This is a genomic window from Acidaminococcus sp. HCP3S3_H5 (assembly GCF_052122235.1).
Lineage (GTDB): Bacteria > Bacillota > Negativicutes > Acidaminococcales > Acidaminococcaceae > Acidaminococcus.
This window is the reverse complement of record NZ_JBQKCS010000004.1, coordinates 213,486-230,022: the sequence shown is the minus strand read 5'-3', so window position 1 is coordinate 230,022 and position 16,537 is coordinate 213,486. Positions and strand designations below refer to the sequence as shown.

The window sequence follows — 16,537 nt, the reverse complement described above, 5'->3', positions numbered from 1 at the left end:
CTAGTCTCCAGTCTCTAGTCTCTAGCCACTGGAAGCCGGCTTGCCGCCGGCTTTGAACAAATTTTAACTATGTATTTACAGGAGGATTTATTTATGGCCAAGAACAGCTCTTTCGACATTGTTTCCCAGATTGACATGCAGGAACTGGACAACGCTTTGAACCAGACCCGGAAAGAAATCGAACAGCGGTATGACTTCCGGGGCTCCAACGCCACCATCGAGCTCTCTGACGGAGACCTGAAACTGGCAGCGGAAGACGAATACAAACTGGGTGCCATCCTGGACATCCTGCGTCAGCGGATGGCCAAACGGGGCCTGTCTCTCCGCAGCCTGGACCCGGGCAAAGTGGAACCTGCCGCCAAAGGCACCGTCCGGCAGACCGTAAAGCTGAAACAGGGCATCGACAAGGAAACCGCCAAAAAGGTCATCGCTGCCATCAAAGCCGCCAAGATCAAGGTGACCACCCAGCAGCAGGACGACCAGATCCGGGTGTCCGGCCCGAAAAAAGACGATCTCCAAGCCGTGATCCAGCTGGTCAAAGGACAGGATTTCGGAATCGATATGCAGTTTATCAATATGAGATGAGAAAAGGCAGCCGCAACCCGGCTGCCTTCCTTCGTCCAGTGACTGGTGACAAGAGACCAGTGACCGGGGGTGTGAATTTTTTCACCCCCTTTTTTTATTCCTTCCCCCTCTTCCTCCTCTCCATGGGATGGATCAGCTGCCAGCGGAAGCGGACAGCGAAGAACCGGAGGGCAATCACCATGAAGGCGCCCAGCCAGGGGGCCAGGTCCTGGCTTTCGTAATGCCAGCACAGGCACATGACCAGGCTGCCGGCCAGGGAGGCGGTGGCGTACACATCGGTGTTCAGCACACTGGGCACCCGCTGGGCCATCAGATCCCGGAGCACCCCGCCTCCCACCGCTGTCAGGAGCCCCAGCATAATGGGATACACAAAGGTGTGGGGCTTGCCCTGGGACAGGCCGGTGAGGGTCCCGGTCACCGTAAAGGAAGCCAGTCCCACCGTATCCGCCGCAATATAGAAAAAAGTCACGATCTGCCGTTTCCGTCCCGCGATCCGGTAGGAGGCAAAGAGCCAGGACATGGCCAGAGCCGTAAGCACCGCCAGCAGCAGGTTTCCCGGGTTCTCCAGAGCCATGGGAGGGGTATAGCCTGCCAGCACATCCCGGATCATCCCGCCTCCCACGGCGGTAAGCACCGCCAGCACCGTGATTCCGAACACATCCATGTTCTTCACCATGCCCACAATGGCACCGGAAGCCGCAAAAGAAACAGTCCCGGCGATTTCAAACAGATTCCACAGCTGCAGCATACATCCTCCCTTTATCCCAACACTCTCAGCAGTTCTTCTCCGCTGGTCTCTCCAGCCAGTACCTTGTCCCGGCCGTCTTCCCGGAGGGAACGGAAGCCCCCTTTCCGGGCCTCCTGTTCCAGCCGTTCTTCACTCCATCCTTCCAGGATCCCCCGGCGCAGCCCGCCGTCCATCACCAGCACCTCCTGGAGAGGCAGCCGGCCGGCATAGCCCGTATGACGGCAGTGGGGGCATCCCTGGGCCCGGTACAGGGTCCGTGGCTCTTCCAGCCCCAGATACTTCCATTCCCAGTCCCTTTCCGTTACAGTATACGCCTTTTTGCACTCCCTGCACAGTCTCCGGACCAGCAGCTGTCCGGCTACGCCCTGGAGAGCAGAAGCCGCCAGATAGGGCTCCACTCCCATGTCCAGGATCCGGTTCACCGCCCCTGCCGCCCGGTTGGTGTGTAGGGTACTCAGTACCCGGTGTCCGGTAAGAGCTGCCTGGATGGCCATGGCCGCCGTTTCTCCGTCCCGGATCTCCCCGATCAGGATGCAGTCCGGGTCCTGGCGGAGGATGCTCCGGAGGCACCGGGCAAAAGTCAGCCCGATTTTAGGCCGCACTGCCACCTGCCGGATCCCCGGAAGCTGATACTCCACCGGGTCCTCCACGGTGATGATGTTCTGGTGCTCCCGGTCCAGGGCCGCCAGAGCCCCATACAGGGTGGTGGATTTGCCGCTGCCTGTGGGCCCGGTGACCAGGAACAGTCCGTGGGGCTGCCGGAGACACTGGGACAGCCGCTGCCGGTTGGCATCACTGAACCCCAGCCGGGACAGATCCAGGGGCAGAGCCTCCTGGTCCAGCAGCCGAAGCACCAGGTTTTCTCCGAACAGGGTGGGCAGGGAGGACACCCGCACGTCCACCGGTCGGTCCCGCCACCGGATCTGGAACCGTCCGTCCTGGGGCAGCCGTTTTTCTCCAATGTCCAGCCCGGACAGGATTTTGAACCGGGAAAGCAGCGGATCCTGGAGGTTCCGTTCCACCTGGCAAAGGGGCTGGAGCACTCCGTCCACCCGGCAGCGGATCGTCATCCGGTCTTTTTCCGGTTCCAGATGGATGTCGCTGGCTCCCCGTTCCAGGGCCTTTTCCAGCACCTGCCGGGCCAGACGGACAGCCGGCGATGCCGTATCCTCTCTTCCTCCTTCCAGAGGATTGTTCCACCGGTTTCCACCGGAAACACTGCCATAGGGATGCCCGAACATGGCTCTTCTCCTTTCTGACTGACCGTTCACTGTCTCTTTTCCTCCGTTCATGACCCGAGGGGTAGGAAAATTTCCTGAAATTTCCTATAATGGAACCTGAATCCATTTCATGAAGGAGGTTCCCATGTTTTCCTTACCGTTTTCTTTTTCTTCGCTCCCCGCTCTGTCCTCCCGGCTGGGACTAGGCCTGATGCTGGCAGCCGCCGGCACCGGTTCCGCCCTGTATCTGTTCCCTTCTCCCTCTCTGCCGGATTTTCCGCCCCTGCCTGCTCTTGCAGAAGAAGAAACGGCGGAACCATTGAAAAAGCCGGTCCGTCCCAAGCCTCTGCCCCGGCGGGACCCCTTTCGGCCTCTGGATCATCCGGTCGGGACCCTTGCCCCCGGGAAAAAAGTTCCAGCCGTCCCGATTCCCTCCGGAATCCCGGCGGCTCCGGCTGCTTCCCAGCCGGCTCCTTCCCTCCAGGTCTGCCGTCTCCTGGGGATCCTGGAAATGAACGGCACCCGGAAAGCTCTGGCGGCCCTGCCGGAAGGACACCGTCTCCTGGGCAAAGGAGATGAACTCCCTGGCCTGGGTTCCATCACCCAGGTCCTGCCCTCTGCCCTGGAATGCGGGGCCCGTCAGATCCGGATCGGGGAGGTATGGCCATGAAAAGACTTTCTGTCATTTGTTTCTGTATTTTCTGCTTTTTTACACCGGTCAAATGGGTTCTGGCCGCTTCTCTGGAAGATCCCATTTCCCTTTCCGTGGAAAATGCCCCCACCGGTGCCGTGCTCCAGAGCATTGCCCAGCTGTCCGGCCGGAGCCTGATCCTGGACGAGCCGGCCTCCGGCACCCTGTCCCTGGAGCTCCATGAGATGCCCCTGTCCCAGGCGCTGGAAGCCGTCACCCGCAGCCAGGGGCTCTGCTGGAACCTGGAAGGAGATACCCTGTGGGTGGCCCGGCCGGAACGGATGGACGCCCTGGACGGCCGTCTGTCGGTGCATCCGCTGGAATACATCTCCGCCCGGGAAACCGCCGAATCCCTAAAGCCCCTGTTTTCCGCTCCCCTGGCCTGGTCAAAAGGAGCCAACGCCATTTTGTTCCACGGATCCCCGGGAGAGGAAAACCGGCTGAAGGAGGCCCTGAAGGCCCTGGACCGGCCCACCCGGCAAATCACCCTGGAAGCCCGGATCCTGTCCCTGGGGGAAACCGCCTCCCGGGAACTGGGGCTCCAGTGGGACTGGAGTCCTCTGCCGGCCGGCAAAGACCAGGGAGAAGAAAACATGGCCGGCCGGATCCATCTGGGCCACGGGTACGGAGCCAATTTCCAGGCCCGGCTCAGTGCCCTTTGCCAGGAAGGAAAGGCCAAGGTGCTGGCCACCCCCCGGATCATCACTCTTCCCGGCCGGGAAGCCAGTATTTTCATTGGGGACCATATCCCGGTGGTGACGGAAAAGGTCACCAACAGCACCACCACCAGCACTACGGAATATGTGGATGCGGGGATCCGGCTTTCCTACACTCCATACCTGAGCCAGGACGGACTGATCACCGCCAAAGTCCACACGGAAGTGAGCACTCCCACCCTGATCGCGGAACTGAAAAACTACCGGATCACCAGCCGTACGGCGGATACCCATGTACGGCTCCGGGAAAAGGAAACCCTGGTGATCGGCGGGCTGATCAGCGAACAGGAACAGCACCGGCTGGAGGCCATTCCCCTGCTGTCCAAACTGCCCCTTCTGGGAGAGATTTTCAAGTTCCGGAGCCAGAGCCGGAACCGGACGGAGGTATGCATGATCCTGACCCCCTATCTCAGTGATCCCGGTGTGCTGCCTCCGGAAGGATCCCTCCCTGCCGGACCCGTTCCAGGAACTGATGGAGGATCCGGCCGGTAATGCCCCAGATGATCCGCTTCTTCCAGGGGTAGAAGAACACTTCATAGCCGCCCCGGATGTTCCAGCCGTCCTGGAAGCCATAGGCCCACTGAGATGGAAATCCCGGTTCCTGCCGGCTGGCCAGGGACAGTTTCCCCACCACCGGATGGATGGCCAACAGGTCCTTCAACGGGACGGAAAACACTTCCCCCACTTCCTGCTTGTCCAGCTGGAGAGAGACCTGGCTGGGCAGGATCCCGGCAAAGGGATAGATCATGGGACCGGAATAGCCGTAGAAATAGTCCAAAGGCCCCAGTACCTGGATTTTGTCTTCCGGGATGCCCAGTTCTTCCCGGGTCTCCCGGAGGGCAGTGGCGCAGAAGTTGGAATCCGAATCCTCCCGATGGCCTCCGGGAAAGCAGATGTCTCCCGGCTGCCAGCTCATGTTGGCGGCCCGGACCTCAAAAAGGATTTCCCACCCATGTTTGGTCCAGCGCAAAGGCAGCAGCACGGCGCTTTCCCAAAGCCGGAGGGTTTTATCCACCCGCTGCCGCTGGTCCGGCCAAAGCCCGGCCAGTTTCTGCCGCTGTTCCATTTCCTGACTCATACCCGTTTCTCCCTTCGTTTTTGTATCGAACATAACAGAATTGTACAATATTTTTAGGAAATGGTAAAGGGGCTGTTGCTTTCGCAACAGCCCCTTTCTTTTATTCCAAATGCTCCATGATCCGGTTGATCAGTTCTTTTCTTGTGGTATGACTGGTAGAACTGTAGGTCATGATCTGCTCGTCCCCCAGGCCGAAGGTCTTCTGGTACAGGGCCTTCTGGCTGGCCACGGCGCCCTTGCTCAGCTTGTCGCTTTTGGTCAGGATCACCATAATAGGCAGTCCCAGGCTCAGCAGCCACTGGTAGCAGTCGATGTCGCTTTCCATGGGTGCATGGCGGATGTCCATAAGCACACAGACCAGCTTCAGGTACTGGGAATTCTCCATGTACTTGCAGATAAAGGCGGACCACTGCTCCTTGTTCCCTTTGCTGGTCCGGGCAAATCCGTACCCCGGCAAATCTACTGCATAGTAGGTGTGCCGGTCCACTTTTTCCTCCTGCTGGCGCTTGGCCTGGAAGGAATAGAAGTTGATGGTCTGGGTCTTGCCGGGAGAGCTGCTGACCCTGGCCAGGCCCTTCCGCCGGGCCAGGGAATTCAGCAGGGAAGATTTTCCCACATTGCTCCGTCCGATGAACGCCACCTCGTCAATGGTATCCTGGGGATACTGGGTGGCCTTTACCGCCGAAGCCACATAGGAAGCACCGATGATGTCCCACTCTTTTCCTGCCATGTTATGCCTCCAGGGCCAGTTTGGTCACCTGGTCCATACTGTCCACAGGGATAAAGGTCATGTCATTCCGGACTTTTTCCGGGATTTCCTCCAGATCCTGCTGGTTCTGCCGGGGAATCAGCACCGTCTTCACCCGATACCGGTGAGCTGCCAGGACCTTTTCCTTCAGGCCGCCGATGGGCAGCACATGGCCGGTGATGGTGATTTCCCCGGTCATGGCCAGGTCCGCCTTCACCTTCCGTTTGGTCAGGGCACTTTCCATGGCCGTGGCCATGGTAATCCCCGCAGAAGGACCATCTTTGGGAATGGCCCCTTCCGGCACATGGATGTGGATATCCACTTTCTCATTGAAATCCGGATCCAGCCCCAGTTCCTTGGCCCGGGAACGGATGTAGGTAAAGGCCGCCTGGGCGCTTTCCTTCATCACATCTCCCAATTGCCCGGTGAGGACCAGTTTGCCCTTGCCTTCGCAGACCACCACTTCGATCTTCAGCAGTTCGCCGCCTACACTGGTCCAGGCCAGACCGGTGCAGACCCCTACTTCGGACCGGGCCCGCATATCGCTTTCCAGGAAAATGGCTGGTCCCAGGTAGTCCTTCAGATGGGCGGGCGTGACGCTGACCCTGGACAGGCCGTCTTCCACGATTTTCCGGGCTGCCTTCCGGCAGACAGTGGCAATCTTCCGTTCCAGGTTCCGGACCCCGGCTTCCCGGGTGTAGTCCCGGATGATGTGCTGGATGGAAGCAGCCCCCAGGCTCAGCTGTTTGCCGGTCAGGCCGTTGGCCTTCCGTTCCTTGGGCAGCAGGTGGAGCTGGGCGATCTTCAGCTTTTCCTCATCGGTGTAGCTGGACAGCTCGATGACTTCCAAACGGTCCAAAAGTGCCGGCGGGATGGTTTCCACCGTATTGGCGGTCACGATCCAGAACACATTGCTCATGTCATAGGGGAATTCGATGTAATGGTCGCTGAAATGGCTGTTCTGTTCCGGATCCAGCACTTCCAGCAGGGCGGAAGCCGGGTCACCCCGGAAATCTGCCCCCATTTTATCCACTTCGTCCAACAGGAACACCGGGTTGTCGGTGCCGCAGTCGATCATCCCGTTGATGAGCCGGCCGGGCATGGCCCCGATATAGGTCCGCCGGTGGCCCCGGATTTCCGCTTCATCCCGGATGCCCCCCAGGCTGATCCGGGTGAACTTCCGGTTCACAGCCCGGGCAATGCTCTGGGCCAGACTGGTCTTCCCAACACCAGGAGGCCCAACCAGACAGATGATGGGTCCCCGGTTGCTGTGGGTCAAAGCCCGCACTGCCAGGTAATCCAGGATCCGTTCCTTCACCTTTTTCAGGCCGTAGTGGTCCTTGTCCAGCACCGCAGCCGCCTTCTTCAGGTCGTAGTTGTCCTGGGTCATCTTCCCCCAGGGCAGGCTCAGCACCGTGTCCAGATAGTTCCGGATCACTGCGCTTTCCGCCATCATGGGAGGCATCTTGTACAGCCGGTCCAGCTCCTTGTCCAGCTTTTCCTTCACATCGTCAGGAAGCTTCATCTGCTGCATCTTTTCCTGGTATTCCTTGACTTCGGAGCCTTTTTCGCCTCCTTCGTCCAGTTCTTTATTGATGGCCTTCAGCTGTTCCCGCAGGTAGTATTCCCGCTGGTTCTGCTCGATCTGCTTCCGGACCTGCTGGGAAATGTCCTTTTCCAGGTTGACGATTTCCAGTTCCTTGCACAGATACCCATAGAGCAGGTGCAGCCGTTCCTTCACATCCACCGCTTCCAGGAGTTTTTCCTTTTCCTCCACATCGATGGTCAGGTACCCGGCGATCATATCGGCGATTTTCCCGGGATCCGGCTGATCCTTAAAGGTGAGCAGCACTTCCGTGTTCACTTTCTTGCTGGCCAGCACCCACTGTTCGAAGGTTTCCACCAGCATCCGCTTCAGGGCTTCCACTTCGTTGGAGTGGTCATTGATGTCTTCCCGTTCCGCCACATAGGCTTCCAGGTTCATCCCTACCGCGTCCACCACGGAGATCACTTCCACCCGGGTAAGGCCTTCCACCAGGATCCGCATGGCCCCGTTGGGCAGCTTCAGCAGCTGTTTGATTTCCGCGATTACCCCAAAATTGTACAGGCTCTTGGCAGTAGGATCATTTTCTTCCGCAGACCGCTGGGTCACCAGCAGGATTCGCTTTCCCATATTCATGGCGCTTTCCACCGCCCGGATGGAACGGTCCCGTCCCACATCCAGATTGATGATCATCCCGGGGAACACCAGGATCCCCCGGAGCGGCAGCAGCGGCAGTCTCATAGTATTGGCATCCAACATCTTGTTTCACCGTCCTTTTGTTGAATAGAGAAAAAGGGAAAAGGGATGCCGGCACCCCTTTTCCTTTTCTCTAGGCATTCTTTCTTGTATCGTTATCTTCCTGCTTCAGCAGCAGCTTGGGTTCCTTGTGCTTGGTCACCACATCTGCTGTCACGATGCATTTTTCCACATTGTCCCGGCTGGGCACCTCGTACATCACGTTCTTCATGATGCCTTCGATGATAGCCCGCAGCCCCCGGGCCCCTGCATTCCGGGCCAGGGCTTCGTGAGCGATGGCCTTCAGGGCTCCCTCGTCGAAATCCAGCTCCACATGGTCCATGGCCAGCAGGTGTTCATACTGCTTGGTCAGGGCGTTCTTGGGTTCCGTCAGGATCTTGATCAGAGCCTTTTCGTCCAGGTTGTCCAGAGTCACCACCACCGGCAGCCGTCCCACGAACTCGGGGATCAGGCCGTACTTCACGAAATCCTCCGGCAGTACGTGACGGAAGGGGTTTTCGCTTTTCTTTTCTGCCTGGGTGGGGATGTCCGCCCCAAAGCCCATGCTCTTTTTTCCGGTCCGGGCGTTGATCACGTTCTCCAAACCGGCAAAAGCACCGCCGCAGATAAAGAGGATATTGGTGGTATCGATCTGGATCAGTTCCTGATGAGGATGCTTCCGTCCTCCCTGGGGAGGAACATTGGCCACCGTACCTTCCAGGATCTTCAGTAGAGCCTGCTGAACCCCTTCCCCGGACACATCCCGGGTAATGGAAGGATTCTCGGACTTCCGGGAAATCTTGTCGATTTCGTCGATATAGATAATGCCCCGTTCAGCCCGGGCAATATCATAGTCTGCATTCTGGATCAGCCGGAGCAGGATGTTTTCCACATCTTCCCCCACATAGCCCGCTTCTGTCAGGCTGGTGGCATCCGCAATGGCAAAGGGAACCTTGAGGATTTTGGCCAGGGTCTGGGCCAGCAGGGTCTTGCCGCTGCCCGTAGGCCCCAGCATCAGGATGTTGGACTTCTGAAGTTCCACATCCTGGTGGTGTCCCTGTTCATAGTTGATCCGTTTGTAGTGGTTGTATACCGCCACAGCCAGGGTCTTCTTGGCCTCTTCCTGACCAATTACATACTGGTCCAGGATGGCCTTGATTTCCTTGGGCTTGGGCAGATCCGTAATGGTTTCTTCCGCCGGAGCTTTCAAATCCTTCTCCAGCATCTCATTGCACAGGGCAATGCACTCATCACAGATAAACACATTGTGGCCGGCGATCAGTTTCTTTACCTGGCTCTGCTTTTTCCCGCAGAAGGAGCAGGTATAGTCCGGACCCTCCAGGCCGTTGTTCTTGTCATCGTAACCCATCTGAAACCCTCCTTACAGCCAGGGCAAGATGGACACTTACCCCTTATTTCTGGGTCTTGATCTGATGGACCACCTGGTCGATCAGACCGTACTTCGCGGCTTCCTCAGCAGTCATGAAATGATCCCGTTCCGTATCCAGACGGATCTGTTCCGGGGTCTGACCGGTGTGGCTGGCCAAAATCTGGTTCATCTCTTCCCGGATCCGCAGGATTTCACGGGCATGGATCTCAATGTCCGTAGCCTGCCCCTGGGCCCCTCCCAGAGGCTGATGGATCATCACTCTGGAATGAGGCAGGGCATAGCGTTTTCCTTTGGCGCCGGCTGCCAGCAGTACGGAAGCCATGGAAGCCGCCATTCCCACACAGATGGTGGAAACATCCGGCCGGATGTACTGCATGGTGTCATAAATCGCCAGCCCGGCACTGACACTGCCGCCCGGGCTGTTGATGTAGAGATGGACATCTTTGTCCGGATCTTCGGACTCCAGGAACAGCAGTTGGGCAATGATCAGGTTGGCCATGTGATCTTCGATTTCCCCGGTGACGAAGATGATCCGATCCTTCAGCAGCCGGGAATAGATGTCATAGCTCCGTTCGCCTTTACTGGTCTGTTCCACCACAATAGGCACATAGCTCATGCCGTCCACCTCCTGGGATTTTATTTTTCTTCAGCAGCTTCTGCGGCCTTGGGAGCGTTTTTGGCGCTGTCAATGACCAGACGGGCAGCTTTCCGGCGGGCAATGTTGCTTACCAGCACAGCCAGGGAACCGTTTTCTTTCACGATTTTTTCCACCTGTTTCAGGGTAGCACCGTGCATGGCACCCAGCTGTTCCATTTCGCTGCGGATTTCGTCTTCGCTGACTTTAATGCCTTCCTTCAGGGCAATGGCATCCAGGACCAGGTCGGTCTTGATGTTTTCCAGAGCCACCGGTTTCTGTTCATCCCGGTAGGTCTTCACATCCTTGCCCAGGTACTGCAGGTACAGAGGCAGGCTCATTTTGTGGGCTTCCAGGTTCATGGCCAGTTCGTCCATCATCTGGTTGGCACGCTGGGTCACCATCACATCAGGCACTTCGAATTTGGCGTTTTCCACGGCCTTTTTGATCAGGTTGGCTTCGTAGTCGGACTGAGCCCGCTGAGCTTCAGCCTTCTTCAGACGGTCCATGGTCTTTTCCCGGAATTCAGCAACGGTTTTGCTGTCGCTGTTGGCGGCGATCAGTTCATCATTGACTTCGGGAACTTCCTTCACTTTTACATCCTGGACAGTGACTTTGAACACAGCCTTCTTGCCGGCCAGTTCCTTGGAGAAGTAGTCTTCCGGGAAGGTTGCGTTCACATCCGTGGATTCACCCTTTTTCAGGCCCACCAGCTGATCTTCAAAGCCGGGGATGAAGCTGTTGCTGCCCACTTCCAGAGGATAGCCCTTGCCTTCGCCGCCTTCGAAAGCTTCGCCGTCAATGGTGCCGGCAAAGTCGATGATGGCCAGGTCGCCTTTTTCCAGAGCCTTGCCTTCCGGAGCTTCCACCATCTTGGAAGCCCGTTTCTGCAGGTTTTCCACTTCCTTGTCCACGTCAGCGTCGGTGATTTCCTTTTCGTCCTTCACCACATCCAGGTCTTTGTACTGGCCCAGTTCCGGTTCCGGACGCAGGGTGACCACCAGGGTCATTTCCATGGGCTGACCTTCTTCGAACTTGGAATCTTTGATTTCAGGATCAGAAACGGGAACCCACTGGTTTTCTTTCAGGGTTTCTCTATATTCACTGTTGGCAGCGATTTCGAAAGCTTCTTCTTTGATGGCGTCTTTGCCTACGTGCATTTCCAGCACACGACGGGGAGCTTTGCCCTTACGGAAGCCAGGGATCGTTACCTGTTTGTTGATCTTGGCAACTGCTTTTTCAAAAGCCTTGGCTACGTCTTCAACCGGCAAAGTGACTTTCAGAGTTGCTTCATTACCTTTTCTTTCTACGGAAACGCTCATTTAAAAAAATCCTCCTCACATGCTGTCAGCCATTTTTATTTGTCTCATGCTTAACAGTCTGTCGTAATTGCTTAAAAAACCGCTCATATAGCATAGCACAAAAGGTGGAAATAAGCAACCAAAAGTCAGACAGACAGGAAAAAGGCAAAAGAAAAACTCCCCCTGTGAGGAGGCAGGGAGAGTTTGGTTGTCCGGAATTATTTCCAGTAATCCAGCTCGGATTCGTCCAGACCGATATTGGATGCCTTGAATACCGGGTTTTCCACTCCGGCATCCAGCTGTTTGCCGTAATCGTCCATCACTGCAATGGCCGTGCCGTTCAGGGCCAGGATGGAAGGGATGTTGATCAGGCACATGAAGGCCATGCAAATATCAGCCACAGCCCAGGCGTTGTCCATGGACATGCCGGCGCCCACAAAGATCACCAGCACCGCCAGCAGCCGGAAGCCCTTCATGAAGCCGGCACTGGGAGTCTTTTTCCCGTTCAGGTAGGCCAGGCAGTTGTCCACATAGAACAGGTTCCCGATCAGGGTGGTAAAGGCAAAGAGCACCATGGCCACGGTGATCATAATGGGACCGAAAGCCCCGAAGTCTGTCTGGGTGGCAGCCTGTACATAGGGAGCCCCGGCCATGGCCTTGGTGGGTACCACCCCGGAGAATATGCACATGAGGGCGGTAGCCGTGCAGAGCACCGTATCGATGAACACGGACAGCATCTGCACCAGACCCTGCTGGGCCGGATGGGCCACATCAGCCGCAGCGGCGGCGTTGGGGGCGGACCCTACACCGGCTTCGTTGGAATACAGGCCCCGTTTGATGCCATACATCATGCAGGAACCGCTGATACCCCCCAGGATCTTCTGGAAGTCAAAGGCATCGGCGAACACGGCGGACAGCACGGAGGGAATCATCCCGATGTGCATCACAATGATCACCAGGGCCAGGATTACATACAGAACCCCCATAAAGGGCACCAGCACTTCCGTCACCCGCATGATCCGTTTGCCGCCGCCCATGAGACAGTAGCCCACCAGCACAGCCAGGATGGCCCCGATGACCCAGGAGGTGACCCCTTTTTCATAGAATCCGTACACGCTGAAGGTGGACTGGAGGTTGTAGGAAGCCAGGGCATTGAACCCGCCGGCATAGGTGATGATCAGGAAGAAGGCAAAGGCCCCTGCCAGCAGTTTGTTGTGGAGAGCGATTTCAATGTAGTAGGCCGGTCCGCCGTAGCTGTCCCCGTTGGCATCCCGGCGTTTGTACACCTGGGCCAGAGTACTTTCGATGAAGGCCGTGGCACCGCCGATGATGGCAATGGCCCACATCCAGAACACGGAACCGAAGCCACCCAGGCACAGGGCGGTGGAGATCCCGATGATGTTCCCGGTACCCACCCGGGAAGCGGTGGAAACCATCAGAGCCTGGAACGAAGATACGGACCCTTCCTTGCTGGGCTTCTGCATGACCACTCGGATGCATTCCCGGAACCAGCGGAACTGGATCAGTCGGGTCCGAACCGTAAAGAACAGGCCGGCTGCCAGCAGCACGATGACCAGGATGGGATAATACAGTACGTCGTCCATGGTGGTAAGTATTTGTGACATTGACATTTGTCCTCCCTTTCAGGGCTTTTTCCTGTTCCTCTGCAGAAAAAAGCGTAATATGATACTTTACATTATACACTATGGACAAGAAATTGACACGTTTCCGTAAAAATAATGTACGAAAATGGGGTGCGAAAGAATTCACACCCCATTTTTACAACATTTTCAATTCATACACATCCGGCCGCCGGTTGTCCAGGGTAAAGGTGCTCTGGCGGACTTTGGTCACGTAATCCAGGTCGATTTCGGCGGTGATGACCCCCGGCTTGTCCGACGCCCTGGCAATTACCGTGCCCCAGGGATCCACGATCAGAGAATTCCCGTAGGCGGTGAACCGGGGCTTCTTCCCCATCTGGTTGGGAGCGATTACGTAACATTCATTCTCGATGGCCCGGGCCCGGACCAGCACTTCCCAGTGGTCCTTCCCGGTGTTCACGGTGAAATTGGCAGGGACAGCGAAAATCTTCGCCCCTTCCAGGGCCATGATCCGGAACATCTCTCCGAACCGGACATCGTAGCAGATGGCCAGGCCCAGTTTCCCCCATTCCGTATCCCCCAGGGCAAGGGTCTTCCCCGGGCACACCCGGTCGCTTTCCCGGCTGGTTACCCCGTTGGGCAACACCACGTCAAAGGGATGGAGCTTGGCATATTTGGCGGCCAGGGTTCCGTCCGGGCGCACCAGGAAGGTGGTGTTGAAGGGACGGGCCGGGTCTTCCGGATTGCTTTCATAAATGCTCCCGGCTTCCAGCCAGATTCCCAGTTCCCGGGCCAGTTCCGCCATCTTCCGGAAGGTGGGACCTCCAGGGATGGTTTCTGCTTCTCCGGCCATATCCCGGCCGATGTAGTTCATGGATTCCGGCAGCACCACCAGACTGGCTCCCCTGGCGGCCGCCTCCCGGATATAGCCTTCGGCCGCAGCCAGATTGGCATTTTTATCATCCTGGGAGTCCATCTGGACAGCAGCAGCAATGAATTTGGTCATAGCAGTCTCCTTTCAGCGGGGCAACAGACCTGCACCGCCACAGTATCACTGTAAATTGGCGGGGCAGCCAGCCTTGTGCCCCCACAGTATCGCTGTAAATTGGCGGGGCAGCCAGCCCTGTGCCCCCACAGTATCGCTGTAAATTGGCGGGGCAGCCAGCCTTGTGCCCCTACAGTATCGCTGTAAATTGGCAGGCAGCCAGCCTTGTGCCCCCCTTGTATATCCGCCCTTTTTAAGGGCGGGGGACCAGCCTCAAGGCTGGTGGTGGGTTCTTCCCTCTTCACTCAACATGATAATACTCCCGGTACCACTGGGCGAACTTCCCCAGCCCTTCGGCAATGGTGGTGCTGGGCCGGAATCCGAAGTCCCGTTCCAGTTCGCTTACGTCCGCATAGGTCTGGTACACGTCCCCGGGCTGCATGGGCAGGTATTCCTTCTCCGCCGTTTTTCCCAGGGCCTTTTCCAGGGTCTCGATGAAAGTCATGAGCTTTTCCGGGTGGTTGTTCCCGATGTTGTAGATCTTGTACCGGTCCCCCTCCTCATTGGCCTTGGGCGGATTGCACAGCATGTTCTGGATGCCGGTGACAATATCGTCCACATAGGTGAAGTCCCGGTACATGTCCCCCTGGTTAAAGATGGTGATGGGTTCCCCCTTCATGATCTTGTTGGTGAATTTGAAATACGCCATGTCCGGCCGGCCGAAAGGCCCGTACACCGTAAAGAACCGGAGACCGGTGGCCGGGATCCCGTACAGATGGCAGTAGGTATAGGCCATCAGTTCGTCAGATTTCTTGGTGGCCGCATAGAGGCTGATGGGATGATCCACATTATCCGTGGTGGCAAAGGGGGTCTTCTTCTGGTTCCCGTATACGGAGGAACTGGAAGCGAACAGCAGATGTTCCGGCTGGAAATGCCGGCAGGCTTCCAGAATGTTGAAGAACCCCACAATGTTGGAATCGATGTATTCCCGGGGATGGTCGATGCTGTAGCGGACCCCGGCCTGGGCCGCCAGGTTCACCACAATGTCCGGCCGGAAATCCCCAAAGATCCGGTCCACCGTTTCCTTGTCCGCCAGGTCTCCCTGGGTGAAGGAAAAGGCCGGGTACAGTTCCAGCCGGGCCAGCCGGTCCTTCTTCAGCTGCACATCGTAATAGGCGTTCATGTTGTCCATTCCGGCCACCCGGGCCCCCAGGGACAGCAGCCGTCTGGCCAGGTGATAGCCGATGAAGCCGGCGGCTCCGGTGATCAGGATTTTCTTGTTGGCGTCAAAAGGTTCCATAACTGCTCCTTAGTCCCGGTCAAACAGGTCCCGGGTATAGACTTTGTCTTTCACATCCGCCAGATCCTCTGACCAGCGGTTGGCCACGATCAGGTCACATTCCTTTTTGAACTGGTCCAGGTCCCGGCACACCGGGGACCGGAAAAAGTCCTTTTCTTTCAGGGTGGGTTCATAGACCACCACCGGGATCCCCTTGGCCTTGATCCGTTTCATCACACCCTGGATGGCGGAAGAACGGAAATTGTCCGAAGCGCTTTTCATGGTCAGCCGGTAGATTCCCACCGTTTTGGGATTCCGGGCCAGGATTTCGTCAGCAATGTGGTCCTTCCGGGTCCGGTTGGCCGCCACAATGGCGGAAATCAGGTTCTGGGGCACATCCTGGTAGTTGGCCAGGAGCTGTTTGGTATCCTTGGGCAGGCAGTAGCCCCCGTACCCAAAGGAAGGATTGTTGTAGAAGTCCCCGATCCGGGGATCCAGGCAGACCCCTTTGATGATCTGGGCCGTGGACAGCCCCCGGATTTCCGCATAGGAATCCAGTTCATTGAAGTAGGCCACCCGGAGAGCCAGATATGTGTTGGCAAACAGCTTGATGGCTTCCGCTTCCGTAGAACCCGTGAACAGCTGGGGGATGTCCTTTTTTTCCGCCCCTTCTGCCAGGAGAGCCGCAAACTGCCGGCCCCGGGGAGAACCCTCCCCCACTACGATCCGGGAGGGATGGAGATTGTCGTACAGGGCCTTCCCTTCCCGGAGGAATTCCGGAGAGAAGATGATGTTGTCCGTATGGTACTGTTTCCGGATTTCTTCCGTATAGCCCACCGGCACCGTGGATTTGATCACCATCACCGCTTCCGGGTTGATGGCCAGCACTTCTTCAATGACCTTTTCCACGGAAGAAGTATCGAAGAAGTTTTTCTGGGGATCGTAGTTGGTGGGGGTGGAGATAATGATATAGGAAGCTCCTTCGAAGGCGTCCTGGGGATCCAGGGTGGCCCGGAACCGGATATCCTTCCGTTTCAGGAAGCGGGAAATATCCGCATCCACCAGAGGGGACCGGCCTTCGTTGAGCATCTGTACTTTTTCCGGCACAATGTCCAGCGCCACCACTTCCTGGTGCTGGGCCAGCAGGAGCCCGTTGGAAAGGCCCACATAGCCGGTGCCTGCAATAGCGATTTTCATAAAAACGGCTCCTTTCCTGCAATAAGAATATTATACCATAAAAAAAGGGGGTGCCGCACATTGCGTGCGGCACCCCGTCAACGGTC

15 protein-coding genes are annotated in these 16,537 nt (G+C 57.2%); 3 read left to right on the top strand and 12 right to left on the bottom strand.

Features of this window, described 5'->3' with window-relative positions:
• The first annotated feature begins 93 nt into the window (after positions 1-93).
• Entirely contained in the window at positions 94-585 is a 492-nt protein-coding gene (locus ACTQY5_RS06790; RefSeq protein ID WP_022488124.1) for a YajQ family cyclic di-GMP-binding protein, read from the top strand.
• Positions 586-679: 94 nt separating this feature from the next.
• On the opposite strand, the gene ACTQY5_RS06785 is transcribed toward ACTQY5_RS06790, so the two are convergent.
• Entirely contained in the window at positions 680-1,333 is a 654-nt protein-coding gene (locus ACTQY5_RS06785) for a trimeric intracellular cation channel family protein (RefSeq protein ID WP_022488125.1), read from the bottom strand.
• An 11-nt stretch (positions 1,334-1,344) separates the two neighbouring features.
• Positions 1,345-2,574: a GspE/PulE family protein gene (locus ACTQY5_RS06780; RefSeq protein WP_154487768.1), complete on the bottom strand. Its 1,230-nt coding sequence runs from the start codon at positions 2,572-2,574 to the stop codon at positions 1,345-1,347.
• Positions 2,575-2,698: 124 nt separating this feature from the next.
• Between ACTQY5_RS06780 and ACTQY5_RS06775 the strand changes: the two genes are divergently transcribed.
• Both ACTQY5_RS06775 and ACTQY5_RS06770 read left to right on the top strand, forming a co-directional pair.
• The gene (locus ACTQY5_RS06775) at positions 2,699-3,223 is read left to right on the top strand and encodes a hypothetical protein (RefSeq protein ID WP_154487767.1); all 525 of its coding nucleotides are present in this window, start codon (positions 2,699-2,701) and stop codon (positions 3,221-3,223) included.
• On the top strand, positions 3,220-4,452 hold the full coding sequence (locus ACTQY5_RS06770) for a type II secretion system protein GspD (protein WP_441368977.1): 1,233 nt from the start codon (positions 3,220-3,222) through the stop codon (positions 4,450-4,452). Before ACTQY5_RS06775 ends, ACTQY5_RS06770 begins: the two co-directional genes overlap by 4 nt.
• Here ACTQY5_RS06770 and ACTQY5_RS06765 read toward each other — a convergent pair.
• From ACTQY5_RS06765 to ACTQY5_RS06720, 10 genes are all read right to left on the bottom strand, one after another.
• Positions 4,370-5,038 (bottom strand): NUDIX hydrolase, encoded by a 669-nt coding sequence (locus tag ACTQY5_RS06765; RefSeq protein ID WP_154487766.1) that lies wholly within the window; start codon positions 5,036-5,038, stop codon positions 4,370-4,372. The two genes, ACTQY5_RS06770 and ACTQY5_RS06765, sit on opposite strands and share 83 nt — an antisense overlap.
• A gap of 100 nt (positions 5,039-5,138) precedes the next feature.
• A complete protein-coding gene (gene yihA / locus ACTQY5_RS06760; RefSeq protein WP_022488130.1) occupies positions 5,139-5,768 on the bottom strand; it encodes a ribosome biogenesis GTP-binding protein YihA/YsxC in 630 nt (209 codons plus the stop codon).
• A 1-nt stretch (position 5,769) separates the two neighbouring features.
• Positions 5,770-8,088 (bottom strand): endopeptidase La, encoded by a 2,319-nt coding sequence (lon, locus tag ACTQY5_RS06755; RefSeq protein WP_441368976.1) that lies wholly within the window; start codon positions 8,086-8,088, stop codon positions 5,770-5,772.
• A gap of 70 nt (positions 8,089-8,158) precedes the next feature.
• The gene (gene clpX / locus ACTQY5_RS06750; RefSeq protein ID WP_022488132.1) at positions 8,159-9,433 is read right to left on the bottom strand and encodes an ATP-dependent Clp protease ATP-binding subunit ClpX; all 1,275 of its coding nucleotides are present in this window, start codon (positions 9,431-9,433) and stop codon (positions 8,159-8,161) included.
• 43 nt (positions 9,434-9,476) lie between these two features.
• Entirely contained in the window at positions 9,477-10,070 is a 594-nt protein-coding gene (gene clpP, locus ACTQY5_RS06745) for an ATP-dependent Clp endopeptidase proteolytic subunit ClpP (RefSeq protein ID WP_022488133.1), read from the bottom strand.
• 20 nt (positions 10,071-10,090) lie between these two features.
• A complete protein-coding gene (gene tig, locus ACTQY5_RS06740; protein WP_154487764.1) occupies positions 10,091-11,410 on the bottom strand; it encodes a trigger factor in 1,320 nt (439 codons plus the stop codon).
• A 197-nt stretch (positions 11,411-11,607) separates the two neighbouring features.
• Positions 11,608-13,014 carry an alanine/glycine:cation symporter family protein gene (locus tag ACTQY5_RS06735; protein WP_022488135.1) on the bottom strand — a complete coding sequence of 469 codons (1,407 nt, stop codon included), beginning with the start codon at positions 13,012-13,014 and terminating at the stop codon, positions 11,608-11,610.
• Between the two features lie 154 nt (positions 13,015-13,168).
• Positions 13,169-13,996 (bottom strand): carbon-nitrogen hydrolase family protein, encoded by an 828-nt coding sequence (locus tag ACTQY5_RS06730; RefSeq protein WP_022488136.1) that lies wholly within the window; start codon positions 13,994-13,996, stop codon positions 13,169-13,171.
• Between the two features lie 280 nt (positions 13,997-14,276).
• Positions 14,277-15,275 (bottom strand): NAD-dependent epimerase, encoded by a 999-nt coding sequence (locus ACTQY5_RS06725; protein WP_288311645.1) that lies wholly within the window; start codon positions 15,273-15,275, stop codon positions 14,277-14,279.
• Positions 15,276-15,284: 9 nt separating this feature from the next.
• Positions 15,285-16,451: a nucleotide sugar dehydrogenase gene (locus ACTQY5_RS06720; protein WP_308664370.1), complete on the bottom strand. Its 1,167-nt coding sequence runs from the start codon at positions 16,449-16,451 to the stop codon at positions 15,285-15,287.
• Positions 16,452-16,537: the final 86 nt, after the last annotated feature.